This window comes from Pseudomonas sp. Sample_22 (assembly GCF_004307635.1).
GTDB lineage: Bacteria > Pseudomonadota > Gammaproteobacteria > Pseudomonadales > Pseudomonadaceae > Aquipseudomonas.
This window is the reverse complement of record NZ_RCNY01000007.1, coordinates 26,760-51,382: the sequence shown is the minus strand read 5'-3', so window position 1 is coordinate 51,382 and position 24,623 is coordinate 26,760. Positions and strand designations below refer to the sequence as shown.

The 24,623-nt window shown below is 58.9% G+C and carries 18 protein-coding genes; 10 read left to right on the top strand and 8 right to left on the bottom strand.

The window, feature by feature from the left end; translation table 11 throughout:
- Nucleotides 1-15 precede the first annotated feature (15 nt).
- From D8U73_RS01240 to D8U73_RS01230, 3 genes are all read right to left on the bottom strand, one after another.
- Complete coding sequence (locus D8U73_RS01240) at nucleotides 16-2,298, bottom strand: ABC transporter permease subunit (RefSeq protein ID WP_130903512.1); 2,283 nt, start codon at nucleotides 2,296-2,298, stop codon at nucleotides 16-18.
- Between the two features lie 217 nt (nucleotides 2,299-2,515).
- Nucleotides 2,516-3,514, bottom strand: coding sequence for a phosphate ABC transporter substrate-binding protein PstS (locus tag D8U73_RS01235; protein WP_130903511.1), 999 nt, complete (start codon nucleotides 3,512-3,514; stop codon nucleotides 2,516-2,518).
- Nucleotides 3,515-3,773: 259 nt separating this feature from the next.
- The gene (locus D8U73_RS01230; protein ID WP_130903510.1) at nucleotides 3,774-5,072 is read right to left on the bottom strand and encodes an MFS transporter; all 1,299 of its coding nucleotides are present in this window, start codon (nucleotides 5,070-5,072) and stop codon (nucleotides 3,774-3,776) included.
- 361 nt (nucleotides 5,073-5,433) lie between these two features.
- Between D8U73_RS01230 and D8U73_RS01225 the strand changes: the two genes are divergently transcribed.
- Together D8U73_RS01225 and D8U73_RS01220 are read left to right on the top strand one after the other, a co-directional pair.
- A complete protein-coding gene (locus tag D8U73_RS01225) occupies nucleotides 5,434-5,838 on the top strand; it encodes an acyl-CoA thioesterase (RefSeq protein ID WP_007896491.1) in 405 nt (134 codons plus the stop codon).
- A 74-nt stretch (nucleotides 5,839-5,912) separates the two neighbouring features.
- Entirely contained in the window at nucleotides 5,913-6,812 is a 900-nt protein-coding gene (locus D8U73_RS01220) for a D-hexose-6-phosphate mutarotase (protein WP_130903509.1), read from the top strand.
- A gap of 125 nt (nucleotides 6,813-6,937) precedes the next feature.
- Here the strand turns inward: D8U73_RS01220 and D8U73_RS01215 are convergent, their stop codons facing one another.
- The 4 genes from D8U73_RS01215 to purE all read right to left on the bottom strand — a co-directional run bounded on the left by D8U73_RS01215 (nucleotide 6,938) and on the right by purE (nucleotide 9,493).
- Complete coding sequence (locus D8U73_RS01215; protein ID WP_056854381.1) at nucleotides 6,938-7,474, bottom strand: DUF3299 domain-containing protein; 537 nt, start codon at nucleotides 7,472-7,474, stop codon at nucleotides 6,938-6,940.
- 82 nt (nucleotides 7,475-7,556) lie between these two features.
- Nucleotides 7,557-7,802 (bottom strand): GlsB/YeaQ/YmgE family stress response membrane protein, encoded by a 246-nt coding sequence (locus tag D8U73_RS01210; RefSeq protein ID WP_056854342.1) that lies wholly within the window; start codon nucleotides 7,800-7,802, stop codon nucleotides 7,557-7,559.
- Nucleotides 7,803-7,907: 105 nt separating this feature from the next.
- Nucleotides 7,908-8,990, bottom strand: a complete 1,083-nt coding sequence (locus D8U73_RS01205) for a 5-(carboxyamino)imidazole ribonucleotide synthase (protein WP_056854341.1) — start codon at nucleotides 8,988-8,990, stop codon at nucleotides 7,908-7,910.
- Nucleotides 8,991-9,001: 11 nt separating this feature from the next.
- The gene (purE, locus tag D8U73_RS01200; protein ID WP_034149342.1) at nucleotides 9,002-9,493 is read right to left on the bottom strand and encodes a 5-(carboxyamino)imidazole ribonucleotide mutase; all 492 of its coding nucleotides are present in this window, start codon (nucleotides 9,491-9,493) and stop codon (nucleotides 9,002-9,004) included.
- A 368-nt stretch (nucleotides 9,494-9,861) separates the two neighbouring features.
- Between purE and D8U73_RS01195 the strand changes: the two genes are divergently transcribed.
- Nucleotides 9,862-10,554 carry a hypothetical protein gene (locus tag D8U73_RS01195; RefSeq protein WP_130903508.1) on the top strand — a complete coding sequence of 231 codons (693 nt, stop codon included), beginning with the start codon at nucleotides 9,862-9,864 and terminating at the stop codon, nucleotides 10,552-10,554.
- 37 nt (nucleotides 10,555-10,591) lie between these two features.
- Here D8U73_RS01195 and D8U73_RS01190 read toward each other — a convergent pair whose 3' ends face one another.
- On the bottom strand, nucleotides 10,592-11,500 hold the full coding sequence (locus tag D8U73_RS01190) for a LysR substrate-binding domain-containing protein (RefSeq protein ID WP_056854340.1): 909 nt from the start codon (nucleotides 11,498-11,500) through the stop codon (nucleotides 10,592-10,594).
- 180 nt (nucleotides 11,501-11,680) lie between these two features.
- On the opposite strand from D8U73_RS01190, the gene aspA reads away from it, so the two are divergent.
- The 7 genes from aspA to D8U73_RS01150 all read left to right on the top strand — a co-directional run bounded on the left by aspA (nucleotide 11,681) and on the right by D8U73_RS01150 (nucleotide 24,547).
- Nucleotides 11,681-13,105, top strand: a complete 1,425-nt coding sequence (gene aspA / locus D8U73_RS01185) for an aspartate ammonia-lyase (protein ID WP_130903507.1) — start codon at nucleotides 11,681-11,683, stop codon at nucleotides 13,103-13,105.
- A gap of 427 nt (nucleotides 13,106-13,532) precedes the next feature.
- Nucleotides 13,533-14,981, top strand: coding sequence for an alanine/glycine:cation symporter family protein (locus tag D8U73_RS01180; RefSeq protein ID WP_056854338.1), 1,449 nt, complete (start codon nucleotides 13,533-13,535; stop codon nucleotides 14,979-14,981).
- 77 nt (nucleotides 14,982-15,058) lie between these two features.
- Nucleotides 15,059-16,063 (top strand): asparaginase, encoded by a 1,005-nt coding sequence (locus tag D8U73_RS01175; RefSeq protein ID WP_056854337.1) that lies wholly within the window; start codon nucleotides 15,059-15,061, stop codon nucleotides 16,061-16,063.
- A gap of 173 nt (nucleotides 16,064-16,236) precedes the next feature.
- Entirely contained in the window at nucleotides 16,237-17,229 is a 993-nt protein-coding gene (locus D8U73_RS01170; RefSeq protein WP_130903506.1) for an AraC family transcriptional regulator, read from the top strand.
- Nucleotides 17,230-17,458: 229 nt separating this feature from the next.
- Nucleotides 17,459-18,490: a histone deacetylase family protein gene (locus D8U73_RS01165; protein WP_130903505.1), complete on the top strand. Its 1,032-nt coding sequence runs from the start codon at nucleotides 17,459-17,461 to the stop codon at nucleotides 18,488-18,490.
- A 12-nt stretch (nucleotides 18,491-18,502) separates the two neighbouring features.
- Nucleotides 18,503-19,603, top strand: a complete 1,101-nt coding sequence (locus D8U73_RS01160; RefSeq protein WP_130903504.1) for a polyamine ABC transporter substrate-binding protein — start codon at nucleotides 18,503-18,505, stop codon at nucleotides 19,601-19,603.
- A 315-nt stretch (nucleotides 19,604-19,918) separates the two neighbouring features.
- A complete protein-coding gene (locus tag D8U73_RS01150; RefSeq protein WP_130903503.1) occupies nucleotides 19,919-24,547 on the top strand; it encodes a DUF6543 domain-containing protein in 4,629 nt (1,542 codons plus the stop codon).
- Nucleotides 24,548-24,623: the final 76 nt, after the last annotated feature.

Sequence of the window (24,623 nt, the reverse complement as noted above, 5' to 3'; positions counted from 1 at the left end):
AGACTTCTACCTTTCTTAAAGCGACGAGTATTTCTTGCGCAGACGCTGACGAATCAGTTCCGCGAGGGTGTTCATGACGAAGGTGAACAACAGCAACACCAGCGCCGAAAGGAACAGCACGCGGTAGTGGCTGCCGCCGACTTCCGACTCGGGCATTTCCACCGCGACGTTGGCGGCCAGGGTGCGCAGGCCTTCGAACAGGTTCATTTCCATGACCGGGGTGTTACCGGTGGCCATCAGCACGATCATGGTTTCACCGACCGCACGGCCCATGCCGATCATCAGTGCCGAGAAGATGCCCGGGCTGGCGGTGAGGATCACCACGCGGGTCATGGTCTGCCAAGGCGTGGCACCGAGGGCCAACGAACCGAGAGTCAAGCCACGCGGCACACTGAACACGGCATCTTCAGCGATGGAGTAGATGTTCGGGATCACCGCAAAGCCCATGGCCAGGCCGACCACCAGTGCGTTGCGCTGGTCGTAGGTAATCCCTAAGTCGTGGGAGATCCACATGCGCATGTCGCCGCCGAAGAACCAGTTCTCCATGAACGGACTCATGTACAACGACAGCCAGCCCACGAACAGGATCACCGGGATCAACAGCGCACTTTCCCAGCCGTCCGGGACTTTCAGGCGGATCGATTCAGGCAGGCGACTGAAGGCAAAACCCGCCACCAGAATGCCGATCGGTAGCAACATCAACAGGCTGAAGATGCCCGGCAAGTGCCCTTCGACATAGGGTGCGAGGAACAGACCGGCGAAGAAACCGAGGATCACCGTCGGCATCGCTTCCATCAGCTCGATCACCGGCTTGACCTTGCGGCGCATGCCCGGGGCCATGAAGTACGCGGTGTAGATTGCGGCGGCGACGGCCAGCGGCGCTGCCAGCAGCATGGCGTAGAAAGCGGCTTTCAAGGTACCGAAGGTCAGCGGCGACAGGCTCAGTTTCGGTTCGAAGTCAGTGTTGGCGGCGGTCGATTGCCAGACGTATTTAGGCTCGTCGTAGTTCTCGTACCAGACCTTGCTCCACAACGCGCTCCACGACACTTCCGGGTGCGGGTTATCGAGCAGCAACGGTTGCAGCTTGCCGCCGGCTTCCACGATGACGCGGTTGGCCCGCGGCGACAGACCGAACAGGCCCTCGCCTTCAACCACCTGGTCAACCAGCAAGGTGCGGTGTGCGGTGCTGTGGAACACGCCGAGCTTGCCGGAGGCGTCGAGGGCGACGAAGCCCTTGCGGCGCTCTTCGGCGGTGATTTCAACGATAGGCGTGGTGCCCATCTGGAAGGTGCGGATCTGCTTCAGGCGCTGTTCGCCATCCGGGTCGCGGGCCATGAACCACTGGGCCAGGCCACCTTTGGAATCGCCAAGAATCAGCGAGATACCACCGACCAGCTGCGTACTGGCGGTGATTTCAGCGTCGCCGTTTTCCAGCAATTTGTAGCGACCGTTCAGGCTCTTGTCGCGCAGGCTGAATACGTCGGCCTGGGCACGACCGTTGATCACGTATAACCACTGCTGACGCGGGTCGACGAAGATGTTCTTCACCGGCTCGGTCATTTGCGGCAAATCGATGCGCGTCTGCTCGTTGGTGATTTCACCGGTCATCATGTTTTCTTCGCTGGTCAGCGACAAAACATTGAGTTGCGAACCGGTGGAACCCACCAGCATCAGGGTCGAATCAGTCGCGTTGAGGCTGACGTGCTCCAGCACACCGCCCGCTTCGTTCACCGCGATCGGCGCTTCGCCATACGGATACTCGATGGCTGGCGAGATGGTTTTCTTGCCGTCCGGATAGCTGACCTTGTACGTGTGACGGAACACCAGGGCCTGACCATTGGACAGACCTACCGCCACCAGCGGGTGACCTGGCTGGTCTTTACCGATGGAGGTCACGCTAGTACCGGCCGGAACAGGCAAATCGACGCGCTTGAGTTCGGCGCCACTGTCGATATCGAAGAACAATGCCTGGCCTTTGTCGGAAACCCGCATGGCCACCTGGTTCTGCTCTTCCAGGGAAAACATCAACGGCTTGCCGGCGTCCTGCATCCAGGCCGGCGTGATCGCGTCCTTGGACGTCAGGCTGGCACCCTGGAACAGGGGCGCAACGACGTAGGCAAGGAAGAAGAAAATCAGGGTGATGGCTGCCAGCACCGCCAGGCCGCCGATCAGGACGTACCAGCGCGTGAAGCGATCTTTGAGCGCGCGAATGCGGCGCTTGCGTTGCAACTCAGGCGTATTGAAATCAATTCGCTTGGGGGGATTAGTAGTCATGTTGGAATTGGCCAGATCATTCATTCGCACACCCTAGCGATCCTGTATGACAGAAAGATGACAGTGCAGTGACGCGACAAATCCGCCGCCCGGTGGAACCGGCAGCGGAGCGAGAATTTGGGGGTTGTAGGAGCCGGCTTGCTGGCGAAAAATGGTGCATCCGACACATCTTCTGCGGATGGATGACCATCGCCAGCAAGCCGGCTCCTACACAGGCCAGGGTTACCCCGGGCCTACGGTTTTACTTTTTTGCTACGTTGCTACCTTCTTGCAAACCCAGGTCAGCCAGTGCTTTTGCAGCAACCTTGGCTGGCAGAGGGATGTAACCGTCTTTCACCACAACTTCCTGGCCTTGCTTGGACAGAACCAGCTTCACGAACTCGGCTTCCAGCGGGGCCAGAGGCTTGTTCGGGGCCTTGTTGACATACACGTACAGGAAGCGCGAAAGCGGGTATTTGCCATTCAGGGCGTTTTCTTCGGTGTCTTCGATGAATTCACCGCCATCTTTCTTGGCCAGGGCAACGGTTTTCACGCTGGCGGTCTTGTAGCCAATGCCCGAATAACCGACGCCGTTCAGCGAGCTGCTGATCGACTGCACAACCGAAGCCGAACCTGGCTGTTCGTTGACGTTTGGCTTGAAGTCGCCTTTGCACAGGGCCTCTTCCTTGAAGTAGCCGTAGGTGCCGGATACCGAGTTGCGGCCGAACAGTTGCACCGGCTTGTTGGCCAGGTCGCCGGTCACGCCCAGATCACCCCAGGTTTTCACGTCGCTTTTAGCGCCGCACAGACGGGTCGAGGAGAAAATGGCGTCGACCTGAGCCATGGTCAGGCCCTTGATCGGGTTGTCCTTGTGCACGAACACGGCCAAGGCATCCACAGCCACCGGAATGGCGGTTGGCTTGTAACCGTATTTGGTTTCGAAGGCTTGCAGTTCGTTATCCTTCATCTTGCGGCTCATCGGGCCCAGGTTAGCGGTGCCTTCAGTCAGCGCAGGTGGCGCGGTAGACGAACCGGCGGCCTGAATCTGGATGTTTACGTTCGGGTATTCTTTCTTGTAGTTCTCAGCCCAGAGGGTCATGAGGTTGGCCAGGGTATCGGAGCCGACGCTGGACAGGTTGCCCGACACACCAGTGGTCTTGGTGTAGCTCGGGATAGCAGGGTCAACAGCGGCAACCGCGTTGGCAGTCGCAACGCCAGCAGCGACAAAAGTCATTGCCGCCATCAAACGCTTCAGTTTCATGCCTTACTCCTAGCAGATAGGGTGTGTTAAGTCGGGGCCAAGTATCGGCAGGCCGTGTGAACACTCTATGGCTGAAATATGACAATTGGATGAAAGGCCAGTATTGGGCTTCTAGATCGTTCCCGCGCTCCGCGTGGGAATGCATCTCGGGACGCTCTGCGTCCCACTCAAAAGCGGACGCAGAGCGTGGAAACGATCGGTTACAAGCCGGCTCCTGCACAGGACTGTAGGAGCCGGCTTGCTGGCGATGAGGCCAGAACTAACGCCCCTTCTTCCAGAGATACGCACCCACCACAATCCCCACCCCGCACAGCACCGCCACATAATAGGCAGGCCCCATCGCACTCTCCTTGAGCAACAGGCTGACGATCATCGGCGTCAAACCACCGAAAATCGCGTAAGCCACGTTGTAGGAAAACGACAAACCGCTGAAACGAACCACCGGCGGGAACGCCTTGACCATCACGTACGGCACCGCACCGATGGTGCCGACCAGCAGGCCGGTCAGCGCATACAACGGGAACAACCAGTCAGGATGATCGACCAGGCTGTGATAGAAGGTCCAGGAACTGGCCAGCAATGCGGTGCAGCCAAAGACGAAGACCCGCCCCGCTCCAAAGCGATCGGCCAATGCGCCGGCAATGATGCAGCCAACGCTCAGGAACACGATCGCCAGACTGTTCGCCTGCAGGGAGGTGGTCGGCGCGAAGTGGTAGACCGTCTGCAGCACGGTCGGAGTCATCAGGATCAAGACCACGATGGCGGCGGACAGCAGCCAGGTCAGCAGCATCGAAATGGCGATGGCGCCGCGATGGTCACGCAACACCGCACGCAACGGCACTTCTTCGGCCAGGGCCTTGCGTTGTTGCAGTTCGGCAAACACCGGGGTTTCGTGCAGCCAGCGGCGCAGGTACACCGAGAACAGGCCGAACACGCCGCCCAGCAGGAACGGAATCCGCCAGGCGTAATCCGCCACTTCCCCCGGGGTGTAGAGACTGTTGATCGCCGTAGCGACCAGAGAACCCAAGAGAATGCCAGCCGTCAGGCCACTGGTCAGGGTCCCGCAGGCGTAGCCGATATGTTTTTGCGGCACGTGTTCGGAAACGAAGACCCAGGCGCCAGGCACTTCACCACCAATCGCCGCGCCCTGGATGACCCGCATCAGCAGCAACAGAATCGGCGCCCACATGCCGATCTGCGCGTAAGTCGGCAGCAGGCCCATGATCAGGGTCGGCACGGCCATCATGAAAATGCTCAGGGTGAACATCTTCTTGCGCCCCAGCAGATCGCCGAAGTGCGCCATCACGATGCCACCCAGCGGCCGCGCCAGATACCCGGCAGCAAAAATGCCGAAGGTCTGCATCAAACGCAGCCATTCAGGCATGTCCGCCGGGAAGAACAGCTTGCCCACCACCGTCGCGAAGAACACGAAAATAATGAAATCGTAAAATTCCAGCGCCCCGCCCAGGGCTGACAACGAAAGTGTCTTGTAGTCGTTGCGGGTCAGCGGACGTGCGGATTGGGATGGCTGCGCGATACTCGAGGGCGCTGTAGTCATGGCAAGGGCTTCTCTTATAGTCAGGTCTGCCGCCCCAACAACGCTGGCAAGGCTCGGGCAGGACCGGCACGATAGCAAATTGTTCGAAAAAGCACATAGAGGTGCGTAATTGACGGTCAAAATGAGAACCGGACGGTCGTCTCGGAGTCTACCGACCGATATACTCGCAACTGTGCAACGGCTTGCAAGGGTTGCTGTGCGAAAGCGCCTTCAGGGTCATAGGCGATTTCGCAGAGTTTCCCTTTAGGCGCCTTATGGAAAACGTGACGAACGTAGTATGTTCGGTGCTGAATCGTTTTTCCCGAAGACGGCTACCACCAGCAGCACCAACGAAGAGTCACGGGTCAGAGGCACCCCCGGCATGATAGAGCTCGAACAAGAAGATCCGATCCCGCAAGGCGACCTGGCCTTGCAAATCACCGCACTTCCCCGCGAAACCAACGGCTTTGGCGATATTTTTGGCGGCTGGCTGGTGGCGCAGATGGATTTGGCCGGCACCGCGATGGCCAGCAAGGTGGCTGGCGGGCGCGTCGCCACAGTCGCCATCGACCGCATGGCGTTTCTGGTACCCGTGGCGGTGGGCGCCCAGCTCTCCTTCTATACCCAGGCACTGGAAATCGGCCGCAGCTCGATCCAGATGATGGTCGAGGTCTGGAGCGACGATCCGCTCTCCAGCGAATGGCGCAAAGTCACTGAGGCGGTATTCGTGTTCGTTGCCATCGATGGCAGCGGCCGCACCCGCTCGGTTCCGCCCAGAGCTCGCTAAAAAACCGGGAAGCGTTAAACCCGACGACCGATTCACGGTCCATTGCAGTCCTGTTACCGATCGAGAGCTGTCCCATGAACACGCCCAACGTTGAAGCCGTCAAACTGGATGAACTGAACTGCTGGCGCATCCGTCACGGCCAGGCCGAATTACTGGTGGCCCAGCAAGGCGCGCACATCCTCAGTTATCAACTGGCGGGGCAGCCGCCGCTGATCTGGCTCAACGATGAGGCGGTGTTCAAGACGGGCAAAAGCATTCGCGCCGGCGTGCCAGTGTGCTGGCCGTGGTTCGGTAACTTCGAGCGCAATCCGCAGAGCGTGAAGGCGATGCGCGTGAGCGACGAGGCGCCAACGGCTCATGGCCTGGTGCGAGCAATGGACTGGGAATTGGGCGGCATCGAGGCCGAAGGCGAAAGCCTGAAAATCGAATTCCTCCTGCCCTGCCCCGAAGGTGGATTGCCAGGCTGGCCACATCGGGTGAACCTGAAGCTGAGCATTCGCCTGGACGAGCAACTGCACATCAGCCTGACCAGCCACAACGTGGGCGATGAAACCGTCACCATCAGCCAGGCCCTGCACAGTTATTTCGCCGTCAGCGATGTGCGCAATGTGCAAGTCGAAGGCGTGGACGACTTGAGCTACATCGAAACCCTGGAAGACTGGGCAACCCGGCAACAGTCCGGCGACCTGCGCTTTACCGGCGAAACCGACCGCATCTACCTCGACACCCCGCCATTGCTGAGCATCGTCGACCCGACCTGGGAACGACGTATCGAACTGAGCAGTACCGGTTCGCGCACGGCGGTGATCTGGAACCCGTGGACCGAGCGCGCCGCGGCGTTCAGCGACATGGCCGACGATGGCTGGCAACGCATGTTGTGCATCGAAACGGCGAACGTGATGGGTGATGTGGTGAGCCTGACGCCGGGTGCCAGCCATACCCTGGGCGTAAGCATCAGCAGCAAACCGCTCTAGGCAACATCGCAATAAAAAATGTGGGAGCCAGCCTGCTGGCGATGGCGTGGTGTCAGTCAACTTATAAGTATCTGACAGACCGCTATCGCCAGCAGGCTGGCTCCCACAGTTGTTTCGGGTTGCTGTTAGAGATCGGCCTCTTTCACCACTCTGACTTTTGACGCATCCAGCGCATAGGCCGCATCCGCCAGGTCATTGCTGACCTTCTCGACTTTCAGCGTGCCGGTGACCCACAGCGGCGTGTAGATATCATTGAGCTTCAAGCCCTTGGGATAGCGCACCAGCACCAATTGATTGGGTGGCGGAGGCGGCACATGAATGCAGGCGCCCGGGTATGGCACAAGGAAAAACAGCGTACTGTTGCCCTTGGCGTCGGACTCCAGCGGCACCGGATAACCACCGAGGCGGATGTTCTTGTCGTTCATCGACGCTACGGTTTTGGTCGAGTACATCACCGCCGGCAAGCCTTTGCTCTGCTTCATGCCACCCTTTTCGGTAAAGGTGCCATTGGCTTCGGGGGAGTCGTGGTCGATTTCAGGCATGGCCTCGAGGGCTTTCTGATCCGATTTGGGCATCAGTTCGAGCCAGTCGGTTTCCGGCAGTTCGCCGGCGTGGGCGAGGCCCGCACCCATTAAAACAACAGCAAGCAGAAGACGTCGCATGGAAATGCTCGGCAAGGAAAGGAAATCGCCGAGCATTCTAGTCCTCCCGGACTGCGCAGCCGAGAGGACTTTGTCGCTTGAATCAGTTCTTTTTGATCAGGCCGTAGATCACCAGCAACACCACCGCGCCCACCAGCGCACCGATGAAACCGGCAGCTTCGCCCGCCTGGTAAATGCCCAACGCCTGGCCGCCATAAGTAGCCGCCAGCGAACCGCCGATACCGAGCAGGATGGTCATGATCCAGCCCATGCTGTCATCGCCCGGCTTCAGGAACCGCGCCAGCAGGCCGACGATCAAGCCGATAAAGATGGTTCCGATAATTCCCATGGCATTTCCCTCTGATTGATTGGCTTTAGCCTAGCCAGACTTTGGCATCCTGCCATGAGAGAACGGCGGCACCGCAATGGTTCCGCCGCTGCCACGTGAAACTGTTTATTCGGCGATGAGCGCTTCGACTTTGAGGATCTGTGCAGCCAGCGTTTCACGGTCTGCACAACGCAGATTGGCGTGGCCAACCTTGCGGCCGACCTTGAATGCCTTGCCGTAGTGATGCAGATGACAATCGGCGATGGCCAGGACTTTCTCGGTCTCAGGCACTTGGCCAATGAAGTTGAGCATGGCGCTCTCGCCGACCTTGGCCGTCGAACCCAGCGGCAGACCGGCAACGGCCCGCAAGTGGTTTTCGAACTGACTGCATTCGGCGCCTTCGGTGGTCCAGTGCCCGGAGTTGTGCACCCGCGGGGCGATTTCGTTGGCCTTGAGGCCACCGTCGACCTCAAAGAATTCGAATGCCATCACGCCGACATAATTCAGCTGCTTGAGTACGCGACTGGAGTAGTCTTCGGCCAAGGCTTGCAACGGGTGATCGGTGCTGGCCACGGACAGCTTGAGGATGCCGCTGTCGTGGGTGTTGTGCACCAGCGGATAAAAACGGGTTTCACCATCGCGGGCACGTACGGCGATCAGTGAGACCTCACCAGTGAACGGCACGAAACCTTCCAGCAGGCAAGCCACGCTGCCCAGCTCGGCGAACGTGCCAACCACGTCTTCAGGGGTGCGCAGGACTTTCTGGCCCTTGCCGTCGTAGCCCAGGGTGCGGGTTTTCAGTACCGCCGGCAGACCGATGGAAGCCACGGCGGCGTCCAGGTCAGCCTGGGACTGAATGTCGGCGAATGCCGGGGTTGGAATGCCCAGGTCCTTGAACATGCTCTTTTCGAACCAGCGATCGCGAGCAATGCGCAGGGCTTCGGCACTCGGATAGACCGGAACGAATTGCGACAGGAACGCGACGGTTTCCGCCGGTACGCTTTCGAATTCGAAGGTCACCAGATCGACTTCATCGGCCAACTGGCGCAGGTGATCCTGATCGCCGTAATCGGCCCGCAGGTGTTCGCCCAATGCTGCCGCGCAAGCGTCCGGCGCCGGGTCGAGGAAAGCGAAGTTCATTCCCAGCGGAGTGCCCGCCAGCGCCAACATGCGACCCAACTGGCCGCCACCGATTACACCGATCTTCATCGTCAACAACCTCAGGCGATGCGTGGGTCTGGATTTTCCAGGACGCTGTCTGTCTGCTCAGCACGGAAGGTTTTCAGCACTTCATGAAACTGCGGGTGCTTGGCGCCCAGGATACTCGCCGACAACAGCGCGGCGTTGATCGCGCCAGCCTTGCCGATGGCCAGGGTGGCAACCGGAATGCCGGCAGGCATCTGCACGATGGAGAGCAGCGAATCGACGCCCGAGAGCATCGCCGACTGCACCGGCACGCCCAGCACCGGCAGGTGGGTCTTGGCTGCACACATGCCAGGCAAGTGGGCCGCGCCACCGGCACCGGCGATGATCACCTCGATGCCACGCGCCTCGGCTTCTTCAGCGTACTGGAACAGCAGATCCGGGGTGCGGTGGGCAGAAACCACCTTCACCTCATAAGGAATGCCGAGCTTTTCCAGCATATCGGCGGTGTGGCTAAGGGTGGACCAATCGGACTTCGAGCCCATGATCACGCCAACCAATGCACTCATCGTCGTGCCTCTTCTCTCTGGGCGCCCGCAGGCGCATCAAAAAACAACAAGCCACGCAGAATGCGTGGCTTGATTGTACGAATTATGGCCGGTCGTAACCGGCCGAAGGCCGCGCAGTATACCGCAATACGGCAGATAAACAGCCCCCGATACGACCAAGTGTCGCTGGAGTGGTTTTGCTCGCAACAACCGATTTTATTGACTTGAAAGTCAGAGCGAATAGCCCCTCGATCATTTTTCTTAGAACTGGACTTCCACACTGTTCGAAACATAACTATGCGATACAAGCTAACTTAAAAGTCATATTAATGTTCGCGGATGACATTACATCTTCCAAATAAAAATCCAATTATCCCGAGCGTATAAATATGCAAATACTCTACACACTTTTCACCACTTTGCTTTTTACTTCAATTATCAATCAAACCGCTTCGGCCACCGTCGTAAAAGACGAAACGCCCTGGCCGATTGCACAACCTGAAACTCCAAGTATGCGCAGCAGTATACCCGTGGAAAAAAGACCAATATTCGTATTTGCTTTTGTCCACGATGATGTACCGGAAGATAAGATCCCTTCCCTCTATCCCGATCACTTCGCGCCGGTCATCAGAGAACTGAGAACTACAACGGGACGTGATGTTTCGGTCATATTTGTACGCAACACCCCGCCTTACACGAACTACTCCTACAAGGGCGAAACTCAGGCCTCCTATGATGGATGGAGAGATCTGGGTACAGCCTACCGTGATGCAAAAAATCTCCCTACAGGCAGAACCACAAAATTTATGTTGCTTACCAATGATGGAATGACCAACAACGTATTTGGCCTTGCAGGGGTGGGACAACAATTTGCACTCGCGGCATTAAACCACAAACAAATTGTTGGACATGAACTTGGTCATATGCTAGATGCACAACATGAGCTCGCCGAAGTCAGATATAACGGATGGTGGTGCGAAACTTTCATGGCAGCCAAGGTCAATACGCTACTCTCCAACTGCTATGTATATACCGATCCAAATCGTGAGCGCATCAGAAGTTATCTGCGTGATGCTCCATAACCATTTGAATCATATATCAGTGATGCGTCTCGCCATTTCAAGTATTGGCAGCAACGCCGCCTTCCAGTTTGCGCCACAACAACCGTACGTTGGCCTTGCGTACCAAAGCGCAACGATACAAGCGAATCTCCAGAGGTACGTGCCACTGCGGTCCCCCGCAGACCACCAGTTCACCGCGCGCCAATTCGGCGCGCACACTGAGCTGCGGCACCCAGGCAATGCCCAGCCCTTCCAGCGCCATGCTCTTGAGGCTGTCGGCCATGGCGGTTTCGTAGATCGTGGTGAATCGCAGCTGGCGCTGGCGCAACAGACCATTGACTGAACGCCCGAGGAACGCACCGGCACTGTAGGCCAGCAGCGGCACGCTGGCCTCGCCTTCCAGATCGAACAACGGCTTGCCATCGGCATCTGCGGCGCACACCGGAAGCATTTCGGTCTGGCCAAGGTGCAGCGAGGGGAAGATTTCCGGATCCATCTGCATCGCCGCGTCCGGGTCGTAGAACGCCAGCATCAAGTCGCAGCCGCCTTCACGCAAGGCATGCACCGCATCGCCGACGTTGGTTGCGACCAGTCGAGTGGCAATATTCAAACCTTCGTTGCGCAACTGCGCGATCCAGCGCGGGAAAAAACCCAGCGCTAATGAGTGGGCAGCCGCGACCTGCATCACTTCCCCCTGCCCGCCTTCCAGATGGTGCAGGTGGCGCAGCACTTCGCCGAGCTGTTCGACCACGGTGCGCGCGGTGACCAGAAACAGTTGCCCCGCCGCCGTCAGCTCCACGGGTGTGCGCGAGCGATTGACCAGGGTCAGCCCCAATGCCGCTTCGAGGCTGCGGATGCGCCGGCTGAAGGCAGGCTGGGTCACGAAGCGTCGTTCCGCGGCCTGGGAGAAGCTGCGGGTGGCCGCCAGAGCACTGAAGTCCTCCAGCCATTTACTTTCCAGATTCATCACGTCCTCCCGGACACGCACCAATTTAGGTCGCACGCTCGCCGCGAACGCGACGTCACATCGGCATTATGCCGAATATGCATAGGGCAGTGTTTAACAGCATTGGCCCAAAATGCTCCACAAGCCTAGCATTTGCAGTGTTCCGGCACAGACCGGGTTAATATCGAGATGATTTCTATCATGTCTTCCGCTGCATCATTCCGCACAGAAAACGACCTGCTTGGCGCCCTCGAAGTACCGGCTCATGCGTATTACGGCATCCAGACACTGCGGGCGGTGAACAACTTCCGTCTCTCCGGTGTGCCGATTTCGCATTACCCGAAACTGGTTGTGGGTCTGGCAATGGTCAAACAGGCCGCTGCAGACGCCAACCGTGAGCTGGGCCACTTGAGCGAAGCCAAGCACGCGGCCATCAGCGAAGCCTGTGCTCGACTGATCCGCGGTGATTTCCACGAAGAATTCGTGGTCGACATGATTCAAGGTGGCGCCGGTACTTCCACCAACATGAACGCCAACGAAGTGATCGCCAACATTGCTCTGGAAGCGATGGGTCACGAGAAAGGCGAATACCAGTACCTGCACCCGAACGACGACGTCAACATGGCGCAGTCGACCAACGACGCTTACCCGACCGCGATCCGCCTGGGTCTGCTGTTGGGTCACGATGCGTTGCTGGCCAGCCTCGACAGCCTGATTCAGGCATTCGCGGCCAAAGGTGAAGAATTCAACCACGTCCTGAAGATGGGTCGTACCCAGCTGCAAGACGCTGTGCCGATGACCCTGGGTCAAGAGTTCCGTGCTTTCGCCACCACCATGGGCGAAGACCTGGCCCGTCTCAAGACGCTGGCCCCGGAACTGCTGACTGAAGTGAACCTGGGCGGTACCGCGATCGGTACCGGCATCAACGCCGACCCACGCTATCAGGCCCTGGCTGTGCAGCGCCTGGCCCTGATCAGCGGTCAGCCACTGGTTCCCGCCGCCGACCTGATCGAAGCCACCTCCGACATGGGTGCCTTCGTACTGTTCTCCGGCATGCTCAAGCGCACCGCGGTCAAGCTGTCGAAGATCTGCAACGACTTGCGCCTGCTGTCCAGCGGCCCACGCACCGGCATCAACGAAATCAACCTGCCGGCACGTCAGCCTGGCAGCTCGATCATGCCCGGCAAGGTCAACCCGGTGATTCCGGAAGCCGTTAACCAGGTGGCCTTCCAGGTCATCGGTAACGATCTGGCGCTGACCATGGCGGCCGAAGGCGGCCAGCTGCAACTGAACGTGATGGAACCGCTGATCGCTTTCAAGATCCTCGATTCGATCCGCCTGCTGCAACGCGCCATGGACATGCTGCGCGAGCACTGCATCGTCGGCATCACCGCCAACGAAGCACGCTGCCGTGAACTGGTCGAACACTCGATCGGCCTGGTCACCGCACTGAACCCGTACATCGGCTACAAAAACGCCACCCGCATCGCCCGTATCGCCCTCGAAAGCGGCCGTGGCGTGCTGGAACTGGTGCGCGAAGAAGGTCTGCTCGACGAAGCCATGCTCGCCGACATCCTGCGCCCGGAAAACATGATTGCTCCGCGTCTGGTTCCGCTTAAAGCCTGAACCGACGCGTTACCTGTAGCACCGCTCACCAGGTCGAGGGACTAGACACCTCTCACCTTTTGAGGGCTTGGAGATCACTCTCCCGGCCCTTTTTTTTGATTTTTTTACAGCTGTAGGAGCAAGGCTTGCCCGCGATGGCGTTCTCACAATCGCCATCGCGGGCAAGCCTTGCGCCTGCAATTGCGTGCTTGCACCACAACCGTGCAGACGGACGGCACTGTCATCGGTATAGTGCCGCCCCTCTTCGCGTGAGCGGTCGTCGGTAGCGAGACCACAACCCATGCGAAACCCGAACTAATAACAAACCCGCGATATGAAACCGGGACGAACATCGACCCGCCTGTTGTGCCGAGCGCCAACTGATGTAACTCGATGTGTCTGTCCGGCCAGCATTGTTGCCTACACAAAAAACAGCGAGGAATAATCCATGCTCGAAGTCATTAACGACTTCCTCTCAGGGAAAGTACTGATCGTGCTCATTGTCGGGCTCGGTAGCTACTTCACGATCCGCTCGCGTTTCGTTCAATTGCGTCACTTCTTCCACATGTTCGCGGTGTTCCGCGACAGCCTCAAAAGCAGCGCCGGGCAACTCAGTTCGTTCCAGGCCCTGATGCTCAGCCTCGCCGGCCGCGTCGGTGCGGGCAACATTGCCGGTGTCGGTATCGCTGTGACACTCGGCGGCCCAGGCGCGGTGTTCTGGATGTGGGTGACCGCACTGGTCGGCATGTCCAGCAGCTTCTTCGAATGCTCCCTGGGCCAGCTCTACAAGCGCTGCGACTCGGAAGGTCAGTTCCGTGGCGGCCCGTCCTATTACATCCAGCACGGTCTGCAAAAACGCTGGCTCGGCATGTTGATGGCTTTTCTGTTGCTGGTGACCTTCGGGTTCGCCTTCAACGGCTTGCAAGCCCACGCCGTGACTCACTCGCTGAACAACGCATTCGGCCTCGACACGACTTACACCGGCCTGGGCCTGGCCGTGCTGCTGGGCCTGGTGTTCATCGGCGGGATCAAGCGCATCGCCAAGGTCGCCGACCTGCTGGTGCCGGTGAAAACCCTGGTCTACATCGGCGTGACCATTTACGTGATCGTGCTGCAATTCGACCAGGTGCCGGGCATGCTGATGACCATCGTCAAGAGCGCCTTCGGTCTGGACCAGGCCTTTGGTGGACTGGTGGGCAGCGCCATTATCATGGGCGTCAAACGCGGCGTGTTCGCCAACGAAGCGGGCCTGGGCAGTGCGCCTAACGTGGCAGCGGTGGCAGCGGTCGAGCACCCGGTGGCGCAAGGCGTGGTTCAAGCGTTCAGTGTGTTCCTCGATACCTTCGTGATCTGCACCTGCACGGCGTTGCTGATCCTGCTCTCGGGCTTCTACACCCCGGGCTTCGAAGGCGACGGCATTGCCCTGACCCAGAACTCCCTGGCAGCAGTGGTCGGTGACTGGGGCCGGATGTTCATTTCCGTGGCGCTGGCGTTGTTCGTGTTCACCTCGATCCTCTACAACTACTACCTGGGCGAAAACAACCTGCGCTTTTTGATCGGTGAAAACCGCAAGGCGTTGATGGGTTATCGAGCGCTGGTACTGGTGCTGATTTTCTGGGGCGCCATCGAAAACCTCGGCACCGTGTTCGCCTTCGCCGACATCACCATGACCCTGCTCGCTTTCGTCAACCTGATCGCGCTGGCCCTGTTGTTCAAGGTCGGCATGCGCATCCTGCGTGACTACGATGACCAGCGCGCCGCCGGGATCAAGACGCCGGTGTTCGATTCGAGCAAGTTCCCGGATCTGGATCTGGATCGTCAGGCCTGGCCAGCGAATCCACCGGCCGCCGTTCAGAACCAGGCTGAGCCGCAAGGTGTGACCGCAGCGCAACGCTGATCGGTTAAAGTGCGAAATCCCCTGTAGGAGCCGGCTTGCTGGCTCCTACAGGACATCATCGTTCTCGGAGCAGCTCCATGAATTCGTCAACCTATCCTGCCGCCCAGCACGTCATGGTGCTCTATACCGGCGGCACCATCGGCATGCAGGCGAGCGCCAACGGCCTGGCCCCGGCGTCCGGTTTCGAAGCGCGGATGCGCGAATACCTGCACAGCCAGCCTGATCTCGTCGTACCGCAATGGCGCTTTCGCGAGATGTCGCCGCTGATCGACAGTGCCAACATGACCCCCGCGTATTGGCAGCAACTGCGTGAAGCAGTGGTCGATGCGGTGGATGTCCAGGGCTGCGACAGCGTGCTGATCCTGCATGGCACCGATACCCTGGCCTACAGCGCCGCAGCCATGAGCTTTCAGTTGCTCGGCCTGAAGGCTCGCGTGGTGTTCACCGGTTCCATGTTGCCGGCCGGCGTAACGGACAGCGATGCCTGGGAAAACCTCAGCGGTGCGCTGGTTGCCTTGGGCCAAGGCCTGGCGCCGGGCGTGCAACTGTACTTCCACGGCGAACTGCTGGCCCCGACCCGTTGCGCCAAGGTGCGCAGTTTCGGCCGGCATCCATTCAAGCGCCTGGAGCGCCAGGGTGGCGGCGTGAAAGCGGTTTCGATCCCGGCGCCGTTGAACTACAACCAGCCCCGACAATTGGCGAATGTCGCGGTGCTGCCATTGTTTCCCGGCATCAGCGCCGGGATTCTCGACGGCCTGCTCGACAGCGGCATTCAAGGCCTGGTGCTGGAGTGCTACGGCAGCGGCACGGGGCCGAGCGACAACCCGGCGTTCCTCGCCAGCCTGGAGCGGGCGCGGGATAAAGGCGTTGTCGTTGTCGCCGTGACTCAGTGCCATGAAGGTGGCGTGGAGCTGGATGTGTATGAGGCTGGCAGTCGCTTGCGCGGTGTGGGCGTGCTGTCGGGTGGCGGCATGACCCGTGAGGCGGCGTTCGGCAAGTTGCATGCGCTGTTGAGCGCCGGGCTCGATACCGCCGAGGTGCGCCGCCTGGCAGAACTGGACCTCTGCGGCGAGTTGATCTGACCCGCTCCACAAGAATCTGTAGGAGCGAAGCTTGCCCGCGAACGCGGCCTCAAGTACGCCAAAAGCTTCGCGGGCAAGCCTCGCTCCTTCGGGTTGGTTATTTGCGACACGCAACACGTTGAAGCAGGCATGCAACTTGCTGCGTTCCAGCCATCCCAAGGCTGGAACCTCCCATGCTCCACTCCCACCTCACCACCCTCAATGCCGTCTCGCTGATCCTCAACGTCTTCAAGGCCGAAGGTTTGTCCAGCGAGGCGCTGCTGGCCGGCAGCGGCATCAGTGCGGCGGACCTGCACCGGGCCGACACGCGCATCACCACCAATCAGGAAATGCAGGTCTGCGCCAACGCCGTTGCGCTCAAGCGTGACATCGGCCTGGAACTGGGGCGGCGAATGCACGTTTCCTGCTACGGCATGCTCGGTTACGCCCTGCTCACCAGTGCCACCTTCGGTGACGCTTTACGTTTGGCGATGCGGTATCCGGCGTTGCTGGGAACACTTTTCGAATTGAGCCTGGAAGACGATGGCGAGCGTATCTGGTTCGTCGCGGCCGACTACCGTGAGAGCCCGGCGATGGCCGTGTTCAACGCGGAGTTTTGCCTGGTGTCGTTGAAAGTCACCTGCGACGATCTGCTCGGGCATTCACTGCCGTTGCTGGCTGCACGCTTCGAACATGCCGCGCCCGACTATGAATCGACCTACGCCGAACATTTCAATTGCCCGCTGCTCTTTGGGGCGCGGGACAACGCCTTTGCCTTCGACAAGCGCTGGCTCGACCAGCCATTGCCGCTGGCCGATGTCATCACCCACCAGGCCATGGCCGAACGTTGCCGCAAGCAGAACCTCGAATTCACGGGGCGCCAGGCCTGGTTAGGGCGGATTCGGCAGTTGCTCCGTGCGCAATTGAACGCCGCGCCAGGGCTTGAAGGGCTGGCCGAGCAGATGAATTGTTCGGCGCGCACCTTGCGTCGGCATCTGAAAGATCTGGGATGCAGTTATCAGGAACTGCTCGACGAACTGCGCTTCGAGCAGGCCAAACAAATGCTGTGCGAGGATCAACTGCCGATCTATCAAATCGCCGAGGCCCTGGGGTTCAGCGAGACCGCCAGTTTTCGTCATGCGTTTGTGCGTTGGAGCGGTGTGGCGCCGAGCCAGTTCCGGCCCTGATACCGCCCACTGACGCAGGAGCGAGGCTTGCCCGCGAAGAGTTCTCACGTGCGTCAAAAGCTTCGCGGGCAAGCCTCGCTCCTACGGGTTTTGAGGCGTTATTCGAGAGGCGAATTTCGGTCAAATGTTTTGGCCACATCGATCCCCTTTTGGCCTTTCCTGCCGTTCTCCTGAATCGTCTGCGCCGCAAGACTGTGCTCAACCGAACCAGCCCTGCGGAGAACAACAAATGCTGACGATCTACTCAGACGATCACCACCTGCACCATGGCCGCTGCGAATTGATAGACGGGCAACTCAAGCCCTGCTTCGAAATGCCATCGAGGGCCGACCACGTGCTTTCCAGAGTGCAAAAGCAGAATCTCGGCCCAGTGGAGGCGCCGAAGGATTTCGGCCTCGAACCGATCGCGCGTATCCACAGCCGCGATTATCTCGACTTTTTCAAAGGCGCCTGGGCACGCTGGACCGAGTTCAACACCGACGGTGACTTGCTGCCCTACACCTGGCCGGCGCGCACGCTGCGTCGTGTCAAACCCACCAGCCTGCATGGCGAACTGGGTTACTACAGTTTCGATGGCGGCGCCCCGATCACCGCCGGCACCTGGCAGGCAGCGTACAGTGCAGCGCAAGTTGCGCTCACGGCCCAAGCCGAAATCCAGCGCGGCGCGCGCAGTGCCTTCGCCCTCTGCCGCCCACCAGGACACCACGCTGCCGGCGACTTGATGGGGGGTTATTGCTACCTCAACAACGCCGCCATCGCCGCCCAGGCATTCCTCGATCAGGGCCACAAAAAGGTCGCGATCCTCGACGTCGACTACCACCACGGCAACGGCACTCAATCGATTTTCTACGAGCGCAGCGATGTGCTGTTCACTTCGATCCATGGTCACCCGGAAGCCGAGTTTCCATTCTTCCTCGGCTATGAAGACGAATTGGGTGAAGGCGCCGGTGAAGGTTTCAACTTCAACTATCCGTTGCCTGCCGGCAGCGGCTGGGACACCTGGAGTGCAGCGTTGGAACACGCTTGCAAAGAGATCCAAAGCTATGGCGCCGACATCGTTGTCGTGTCCCTGGGCGTCGACACGTTCAAGGACGACCCGATCTCGCAGTTCAAGCTCGACAGTCCGGATTACCTGGCCATGGGCAAGCGCATCGCAAAGCTAGGCGTACCGACGCTGTTCGTGATGGAAGGCGGGTACGCAGTCGAAGAAATCGGTATCAACGCCGTGAACGTTCTCGAAGGTTTTGAAAGCGCTTGCTGAGGAAATACAAGCATGAAGAATCTCAAGCGTTTTATCGTCCCTGCGCTTTGCGCCACGGTACTGAGCGGTGCCGCACAGGCCGAAGAACGAACGTTGCGTGTCTACAACTGGTTCGACTACATCACGCCCAAAGCCCTGGAAGACTTCAAGGCACAGAACGCGCAGACCAAACTGGTCTACGACATCTTCGATACCAACGAAGCGCTGGAAGCCAAACTGCTGACCGGCAACTCCGGCTACGACGTGGTGGTGCCGTCCAATGTGTTCCTCGCCAAGCAAATTGAAGCGGGCGTATTCCAGCCTCTGGACCGCAGCAAATTGCCGAACTGGAACCACCTCGATCCCAAGCTGATGAAGCTGATCGAAGCCAATGACCCGGGCAACAAATTTGCCGTGCCCTACATGTACGGCACGATCCTGATCGGCTTCAACCCGGACAAGGTCAAGGCCGTGCTGGGTGACAACGCTCCCGTGGACAGCTGGGACCTGATCTTCAAGGAAGAAAACATCAGCAAGCTCAAGCAGTGCGGCGTCGCCCTGCTCGACTCGCCCTCGGAGATCCTGCCGCTGGCCCTGCAACACCTCGGCCTCGATCCCAACAGCAAAAAGCCTGCGGACTACGCCAAGGCTGAATCACTGCTGATGAAAATCCGTCCGTACGTCACTTACTTCCACTCTTCCAAGTACATGGCCGACATCGCCAACGGCGACATCTGCGTCGCGGTCGGTTACTCCGGCAGCTTCTCCCAGGCGGCCAACCGCGCCAAGGAAGCCAAAAACGGTGTGACCGTCGACATGCGCCTGCCGAAGGAAGGCGCGCCGATCTGGTTCGACATGCTTGCCATTCCCAAGGGCGCGAAGAACCCGGAAGACGCCTACACCTTCATCAACTACTTGCTGCAACCTCAGGTGATCGCGCCGGTGAGCGATTTCGTCGGTTACCCGAACCCGAACAAGGACGCCACGGAAATGGTCGACCCGGCCATCCGCAACAACCCGAATCTGTATCCGACCGACACGGCGATGAGCACGCTCTACACCCTGCAGCCGCTGCCGCGCGATGCCGAACGCGCGCGCACCCGGGCGTGGACCAAGATCAAATCCGGAACCTGAACGAGCCAGTGTTTGCGCGCCAGTGAAGACCCGCTTATGGCGTAATGCTGTTCACTTAAGAGAACGCTGGCATCCTGTGGCGAGGGAGCTTGCTCCCGCTGGAGCGCGGAGCGGTCCTGAAAGGGACTGCTGCGCATCGAGAGCAAGCTCCCTCGCCACGGGTGTTCGTCCTTAAGTGAACAGCATTACGCTTATGGCGGGTCTTTTTTTCCGGACGATATTTAAGTACCGCACGCCCCATCCCACCCCACGTTACCTTCCGAACCTGAGCGGCGCGTTGACGCGCACGTCCCAGTCCCTCAGCAAGGAACGCACATGGCCTCTACCGAAACGAATGCTGTCGAGCCTGATCAGGCCTCCAGCGACCCAAGTGATCTGCTCACCCAACTGGTCACCGGCCCCTCTATCAGGGAGGTCGCCACCCGTATTCTTCGAGACGATCTGAAAAAGCTGTATCCACAGTTGAACATCGACCCCGCAATGGCGATGGTCGTTACACCGAGCTGGAAAATCGTCGCCGGGGCCGTCCGGCCCGGAACCCTGCGATTCGAGTCACTGACGGATGCGCTGTTGCGGCACGCCGGTTCAGGCGAGTCTGTGACCTACCTCGACGGCGAGCATTACCTGAGCCTGAATCCCAGAACGAAAACGCCCATCCACCTACCGGTCAGGATCGATGCCATAGGGCGTCTGATCAATAAACTGTCGCCCGTCCTGTTGGTGGCCTATCAGGAACAACAACTCGAATACTGGGACCAGACCACTCAAGGTTCCACTTTGCGCTGGCAAGCGTTGTCGCAGTCACTGCGGCAGGTCTGGAATGTACAAAAGGTGGAAGGCTGGGATGCGCATCAGCTGGCGATCGCGCGCAATGTTTTCGACTATCCCGATGCGAAAACACGCACTGACCACGACACCTACAAGATTCGGGTTTGCCTGATCGACCTCGACCGGCTCGATGGCACCGTATCCAGCCATCTCAATCGTACGGATCTGACCGTCGTGATCGGCACCGTCGAGACACGCACAATCATCCTGACCCACTCCATCGCTTCGGGGTTCGGGACCTATGAGTCGCTGGAAAAACTCGGCGAGGATTTGCCGAAGTATGTTGAAAAAATGCCACCCGAAGCCAAGCTTCAATGGCGCCTGTTCGAACCCTCCGGGAATTTTTTTGATCATCAGGCCGTCGCGCTGATTGCCCTGCAAACTGATGCGATTGCCGGCCTGGAGTTTGGACAACGGGACAGCAAACCGGTGTTCACGACGCCTGCCCGTGCCGCAGCGCAGGTGAGCGGTACAACTCAGACCGAACAGGTTTCGCACTTCGTAAAGGTGCAGCGTCTGATCCCCGAATGGCTGAACAACGCTTCGCCATTCGATCTGGGTTGCTACAGTCGACACCTGTTCGATCTGGCATTGCTGCAACTGCGCAACAGCGGAAAATCCTTCGACGACGATATTGCTCCGATCAAGACATTCGCACTGGATGCCCTTCGAGCCCACATGCTCAAAAGCCACAGTGACGTTGCCGGCATGAAGCTTGAGAACATTGAGATCGTTATCGAGAGTCAAGTGGTCTGGGGGGCATTCACTGCCCCTGGCATGAACCAGACCAATCGCCTGGACCTTGCCGAGCTGGCACTCGAAAACCTCATCGCCCTTCCGCTGGGCAACCAGTCGGTGCGATACAAGGACGGCACAGCAGTGCCGACCTGGATGACGCCCGACTATGTCAAGACGGCCATCAGCGCCGTCGATATCGGTGCGACCTACCCCGCACGGGTCAAGAGCAAGCTGTTGGATGACCCGCTTGAATCGCTGCGCCGTCAACGCCTCTACGCCAGTAACCTGCGTATTCAGCTGGCGCTACAAGCATTGCAAAGCAAAATTCTTGGCGAACATGGCATTGACGAAAAGGGCTATCGCTACATCGTGGCGGCAATGAATGTGCTGAAGGCCGACCGCTGGGTCGACGGGCATGAGATCGTCATCCGTCCGCTGGCGTTCATCACCGGCCAGGATAAAAACAAAACCCCTGATGAAGTCACCAACATGTTTGTGATCGGGCCGCGGGACATGGCCAATGGGCCTTGCATTCTCTATCGCCCACTGCTTTTACAAGCGTTGACTCAGTACCCCTCGGCCGCCAACCTGCTGTATGCGATCAAACACGACAAGGAGCTTCGCGAATCTACCCTGGCATGGTTGGCGGACGATGTTCGGTTCAATTATTCGCAGTATGTCTTCCCGGGTGAATTACCTTCGGTCTGGACGGTGTCACAACTGTTGGCCGACCCGACCATTTCCCTGCGGATGAGCGGACCGGTGTCGCTCGGGCAAAAAGTGATCGAGCACGACCGCCTGATGAAACTGTTCAAGGCCAACGCCAATGCGCTGATCATGAAGAGCGAGCGGGATTCGGTATCCAACGCCGAAAGCCGCTGGGCCAGCTTCAAACAACGCGCCTGGATGATCTTCAGCGCCGTGTTGCCTTTTCTCGGTCGAACCGCCGGAACGGCTGCGTGGATCTGGCAGATTCTGGACGATCTGCAAGAAGGCATTGATGCCCGGGAAAACCAGGATACGCCAGCACAATGGTCCGCCCTGACCGACTTGTTCCTGACCCTGGGCATGGTGCTGGCTCATCAGGCGACCGCCCGACGCCAACCGGCGCGCGCGCGCCCTGCGAAGACCGAAACAGCCGTTATTGGCGGCGCGCAGAAAAACCCTCCGCCGCAGACCCCGGCCAGCATCCAGTTACCTGATATTGAGGATGATTATCTACCGGCCGAACACCAGACCTCACTCCACCCCGCGACCGTACTCAATAGCAACAGCGCAGGGCTGGGGCCAACCCTGGACCGGTACAAAATCCCCAAACCGCCGGGGCTGGGAGCGGCCAGCACCGAAGGCTGGCACAAACACCTTTATGAACATCAGTCCAAATACTATGCCCCGGTAGGCGAACGATGGTTCGAAGTCTTCCTGAACGACGATGAAATCGTTCAAATCGTTGATACCCGCAAACAACCTTCCATCACCGGCCCCTTGTTGATCAACAATTCCAGAGGCGATTGGGTCATCGATATCAGGCTGCGACTGCGTGGCGGTGGCAAGAAAAGCAGGCTCAAGGCATTGCAAAAAGCCAACGCCACCAAAGTCACCGAGATCAAGGCTCACCTGGCGGTTTTCGATGCGCAGATGGCGTCCAAACGCCAAAGTATTACCGATGCCTACAACACCATGAAAAAGGCTTCCGCAGATGCAAGGGATGCAGCTAAACAAACATTTCTCGACAAACTCGAGGAGCGCATCGGTGAATATGAAATCACCATCGAGAAACTCAAATCACTCAACCTGGTCGAGGATGTGCGTAACTATCGTGACGCGATGATCGAGATGCTGGGAACTCAACTGTTTTTCAACCAGACCTGGATCGACGAGAAATACCCGGCGTTCGTCGATGCCCTGAAGTTGACCCTGGAACATCTCGATGCCAAAGAAGACAGTGCCCAATCGCCTCCCGCCGGGACGTTTGAAAACATGTCGGACCTGACCCAAGGCGTTATCGAGAAGGTCGAGTTCGCTCAGTTGCGCTTCAAGGAATTGACGCGCCTGGGCAAGAAAGCCGAGCAGCTGTCCCTTGAGTATCAAAAGAAACTGCCAAAATTCGACCTTCCGGACCTCAAGTCCCTTCAAGTCACGCTGGCTCGCGAGGTGTGCGTCAAATCTGGCGAAACGGCCGAACTGTCCAGTGCCAAAGCATCCCTCGAGCAGATTGTCGAAGACGCCGACCTGACGGTGAACAGTGCAATGGAGTTGATGGGTGATGCGCAGCTGTTGCGCACGGATGAACGGATTGAGGCCTTGAACAACCTGATCGACCAGTTCGCCGCTATCGAACAACGCCTCAAGAGCTTCTCTACAGCCAACCAGGAGCAGATCGTGCACACGCAATTTACGCGATTGCAGGGTCGTATCGACGAGTTCAATCAGCAGACCGTCGGGCATCTGGCGGACCTGCTGCGCGAACAGCAACTCCTGGAGCCTGTACCCGGCCCGTCACGCACCACATCGACGTCAAACAAAAGGGTCATCACAACGCGCTTCAAAGGTACGGTGATCGGCCAGACCCGCAAAACCGCGCCCGGTCACATGGTCCTTGTGGATGTCACCGCGCCGGTGACCGGCAAAGTGATCGCCACCTTCCATGAAAAGACCCCCGGGGTCTGGGTCGAACGTTTGACGATGAAACCGCAGGCGCCGAAAACGCGCCTGCCTGATCCCGGGGCACGCATAAAGGCGGGTAAAGCATTGCTGGATGCGCTGCCCGCCTTTATTCAACGAACCGAAGCAGACTCAAAACAATCCTGGCAGCTCCCGGTGGAAATAGAGGAAGCATTCCACCAACAAGCTTCTCGCCTTGAAGAAGCCACCAAGGCGATCAACGCAGCGCTCATGCAAAGCAATACCACGCAAGATCATACAAACGAGGCGCAATCGGTACTGACGCAACTGGCCACGCAAACCACGCTACTGTATGCCGAAGGCCATCGGTTGCGGCTTGAAATGACCAAACGGCAACCGCCCACCGCTGCACGCGTCGAATGGCTACACAGCAAAGGCGAAGTCGACATCGTGCCGGTGGGAGACCGACGTCGACTCAAAGGGCAGCGCCGGGACTATCTGCAGGAATACGAAGTGCGTGACGCCACCTCCGCAAATGCGCTTTGGTATGCCCACTTTCACTACGCCCAGCTCAAGGACGACGTCCAGTCCTACACCGCAGCGCATCTGAAAACCCGCGAGCAACGGCTGCTGGGTCGTGTCGATATCGGGGCCAGCACCAGCAACCAGGACGCAATCGAAATCTATCGCAGCAGGATCAGCCCTCAGTTGGCCCGATCACTGTTCTTCGCCAAGACATCCACCTCCACCTGATCGCTGCTGCAGACTCACCTGTCGGTGGGTCCTTTCAAACGCTGTCGCCTGCCTGCCTCCATCTTATCGGGCTGTG

Excerpts from the sequence above, each read along its gene's own strand:
- D8U73_RS01240 (WP_130903512.1), bottom strand. The coding sequence starts at position 2,298 with ATGAATGATCTGGCCAATTCCAACATGACTACTAATCCCCCCAAGCGA.
- D8U73_RS01235 (WP_130903511.1), bottom strand. The coding sequence starts at position 3,514 with ATGAAACTGAAGCGTTTGATGGCGGCAATGACTTTTGTCGCTGCTGGC.
- D8U73_RS01230 (WP_130903510.1), bottom strand. The coding sequence starts at position 5,072 with ATGACTACAGCGCCCTCGAGTATCGCGCAGCCATCCCAATCCGCACGT.
- D8U73_RS01225 (WP_007896491.1), top strand. The coding sequence starts at position 5,434 with ATGATAGAGCTCGAACAAGAAGATCCGATCCCGCAAGGCGACCTGGCC.
- D8U73_RS01220 (WP_130903509.1), top strand. The coding sequence starts at position 5,913 with ATGAACACGCCCAACGTTGAAGCCGTCAAACTGGATGAACTGAACTGC.
- D8U73_RS01215 (WP_056854381.1), bottom strand. The coding sequence starts at position 7,474 with ATGCGACGTCTTCTGCTTGCTGTTGTTTTAATGGGTGCGGGCCTCGCC.
- D8U73_RS01210 (WP_056854342.1), bottom strand. The coding sequence starts at position 7,802 with ATGGGAATTATCGGAACCATCTTTATCGGCTTGATCGTCGGCCTGCTG.
- D8U73_RS01205 (WP_056854341.1), bottom strand. The coding sequence starts at position 8,990 with ATGAAGATCGGTGTAATCGGTGGCGGCCAGTTGGGTCGCATGTTGGCG.
- purE (WP_034149342.1), bottom strand. The coding sequence starts at position 9,493 with ATGAGTGCATTGGTTGGCGTGATCATGGGCTCGAAGTCCGATTGGTCC.
- D8U73_RS01195 (WP_130903508.1), top strand. The coding sequence starts at position 9,862 with ATGCAAATACTCTACACACTTTTCACCACTTTGCTTTTTACTTCAATT.
- D8U73_RS01190 (WP_056854340.1), bottom strand. The coding sequence starts at position 11,500 with ATGAATCTGGAAAGTAAATGGCTGGAGGACTTCAGTGCTCTGGCGGCC.
- aspA (WP_130903507.1), top strand. The coding sequence starts at position 11,681 with ATGTCTTCCGCTGCATCATTCCGCACAGAAAACGACCTGCTTGGCGCC.
- D8U73_RS01180 (WP_056854338.1), top strand. The coding sequence starts at position 13,533 with ATGCTCGAAGTCATTAACGACTTCCTCTCAGGGAAAGTACTGATCGTG.
- D8U73_RS01175 (WP_056854337.1), top strand. The coding sequence starts at position 15,059 with ATGAATTCGTCAACCTATCCTGCCGCCCAGCACGTCATGGTGCTCTAT.
- D8U73_RS01170 (WP_130903506.1), top strand. The coding sequence starts at position 16,237 with ATGCTCCACTCCCACCTCACCACCCTCAATGCCGTCTCGCTGATCCTC.
- D8U73_RS01165 (WP_130903505.1), top strand. The coding sequence starts at position 17,459 with ATGCTGACGATCTACTCAGACGATCACCACCTGCACCATGGCCGCTGC.
- D8U73_RS01160 (WP_130903504.1), top strand. The coding sequence starts at position 18,503 with ATGAAGAATCTCAAGCGTTTTATCGTCCCTGCGCTTTGCGCCACGGTA.
- D8U73_RS01150 (WP_130903503.1), top strand. The coding sequence starts at position 19,919 with ATGGCCTCTACCGAAACGAATGCTGTCGAGCCTGATCAGGCCTCCAGC.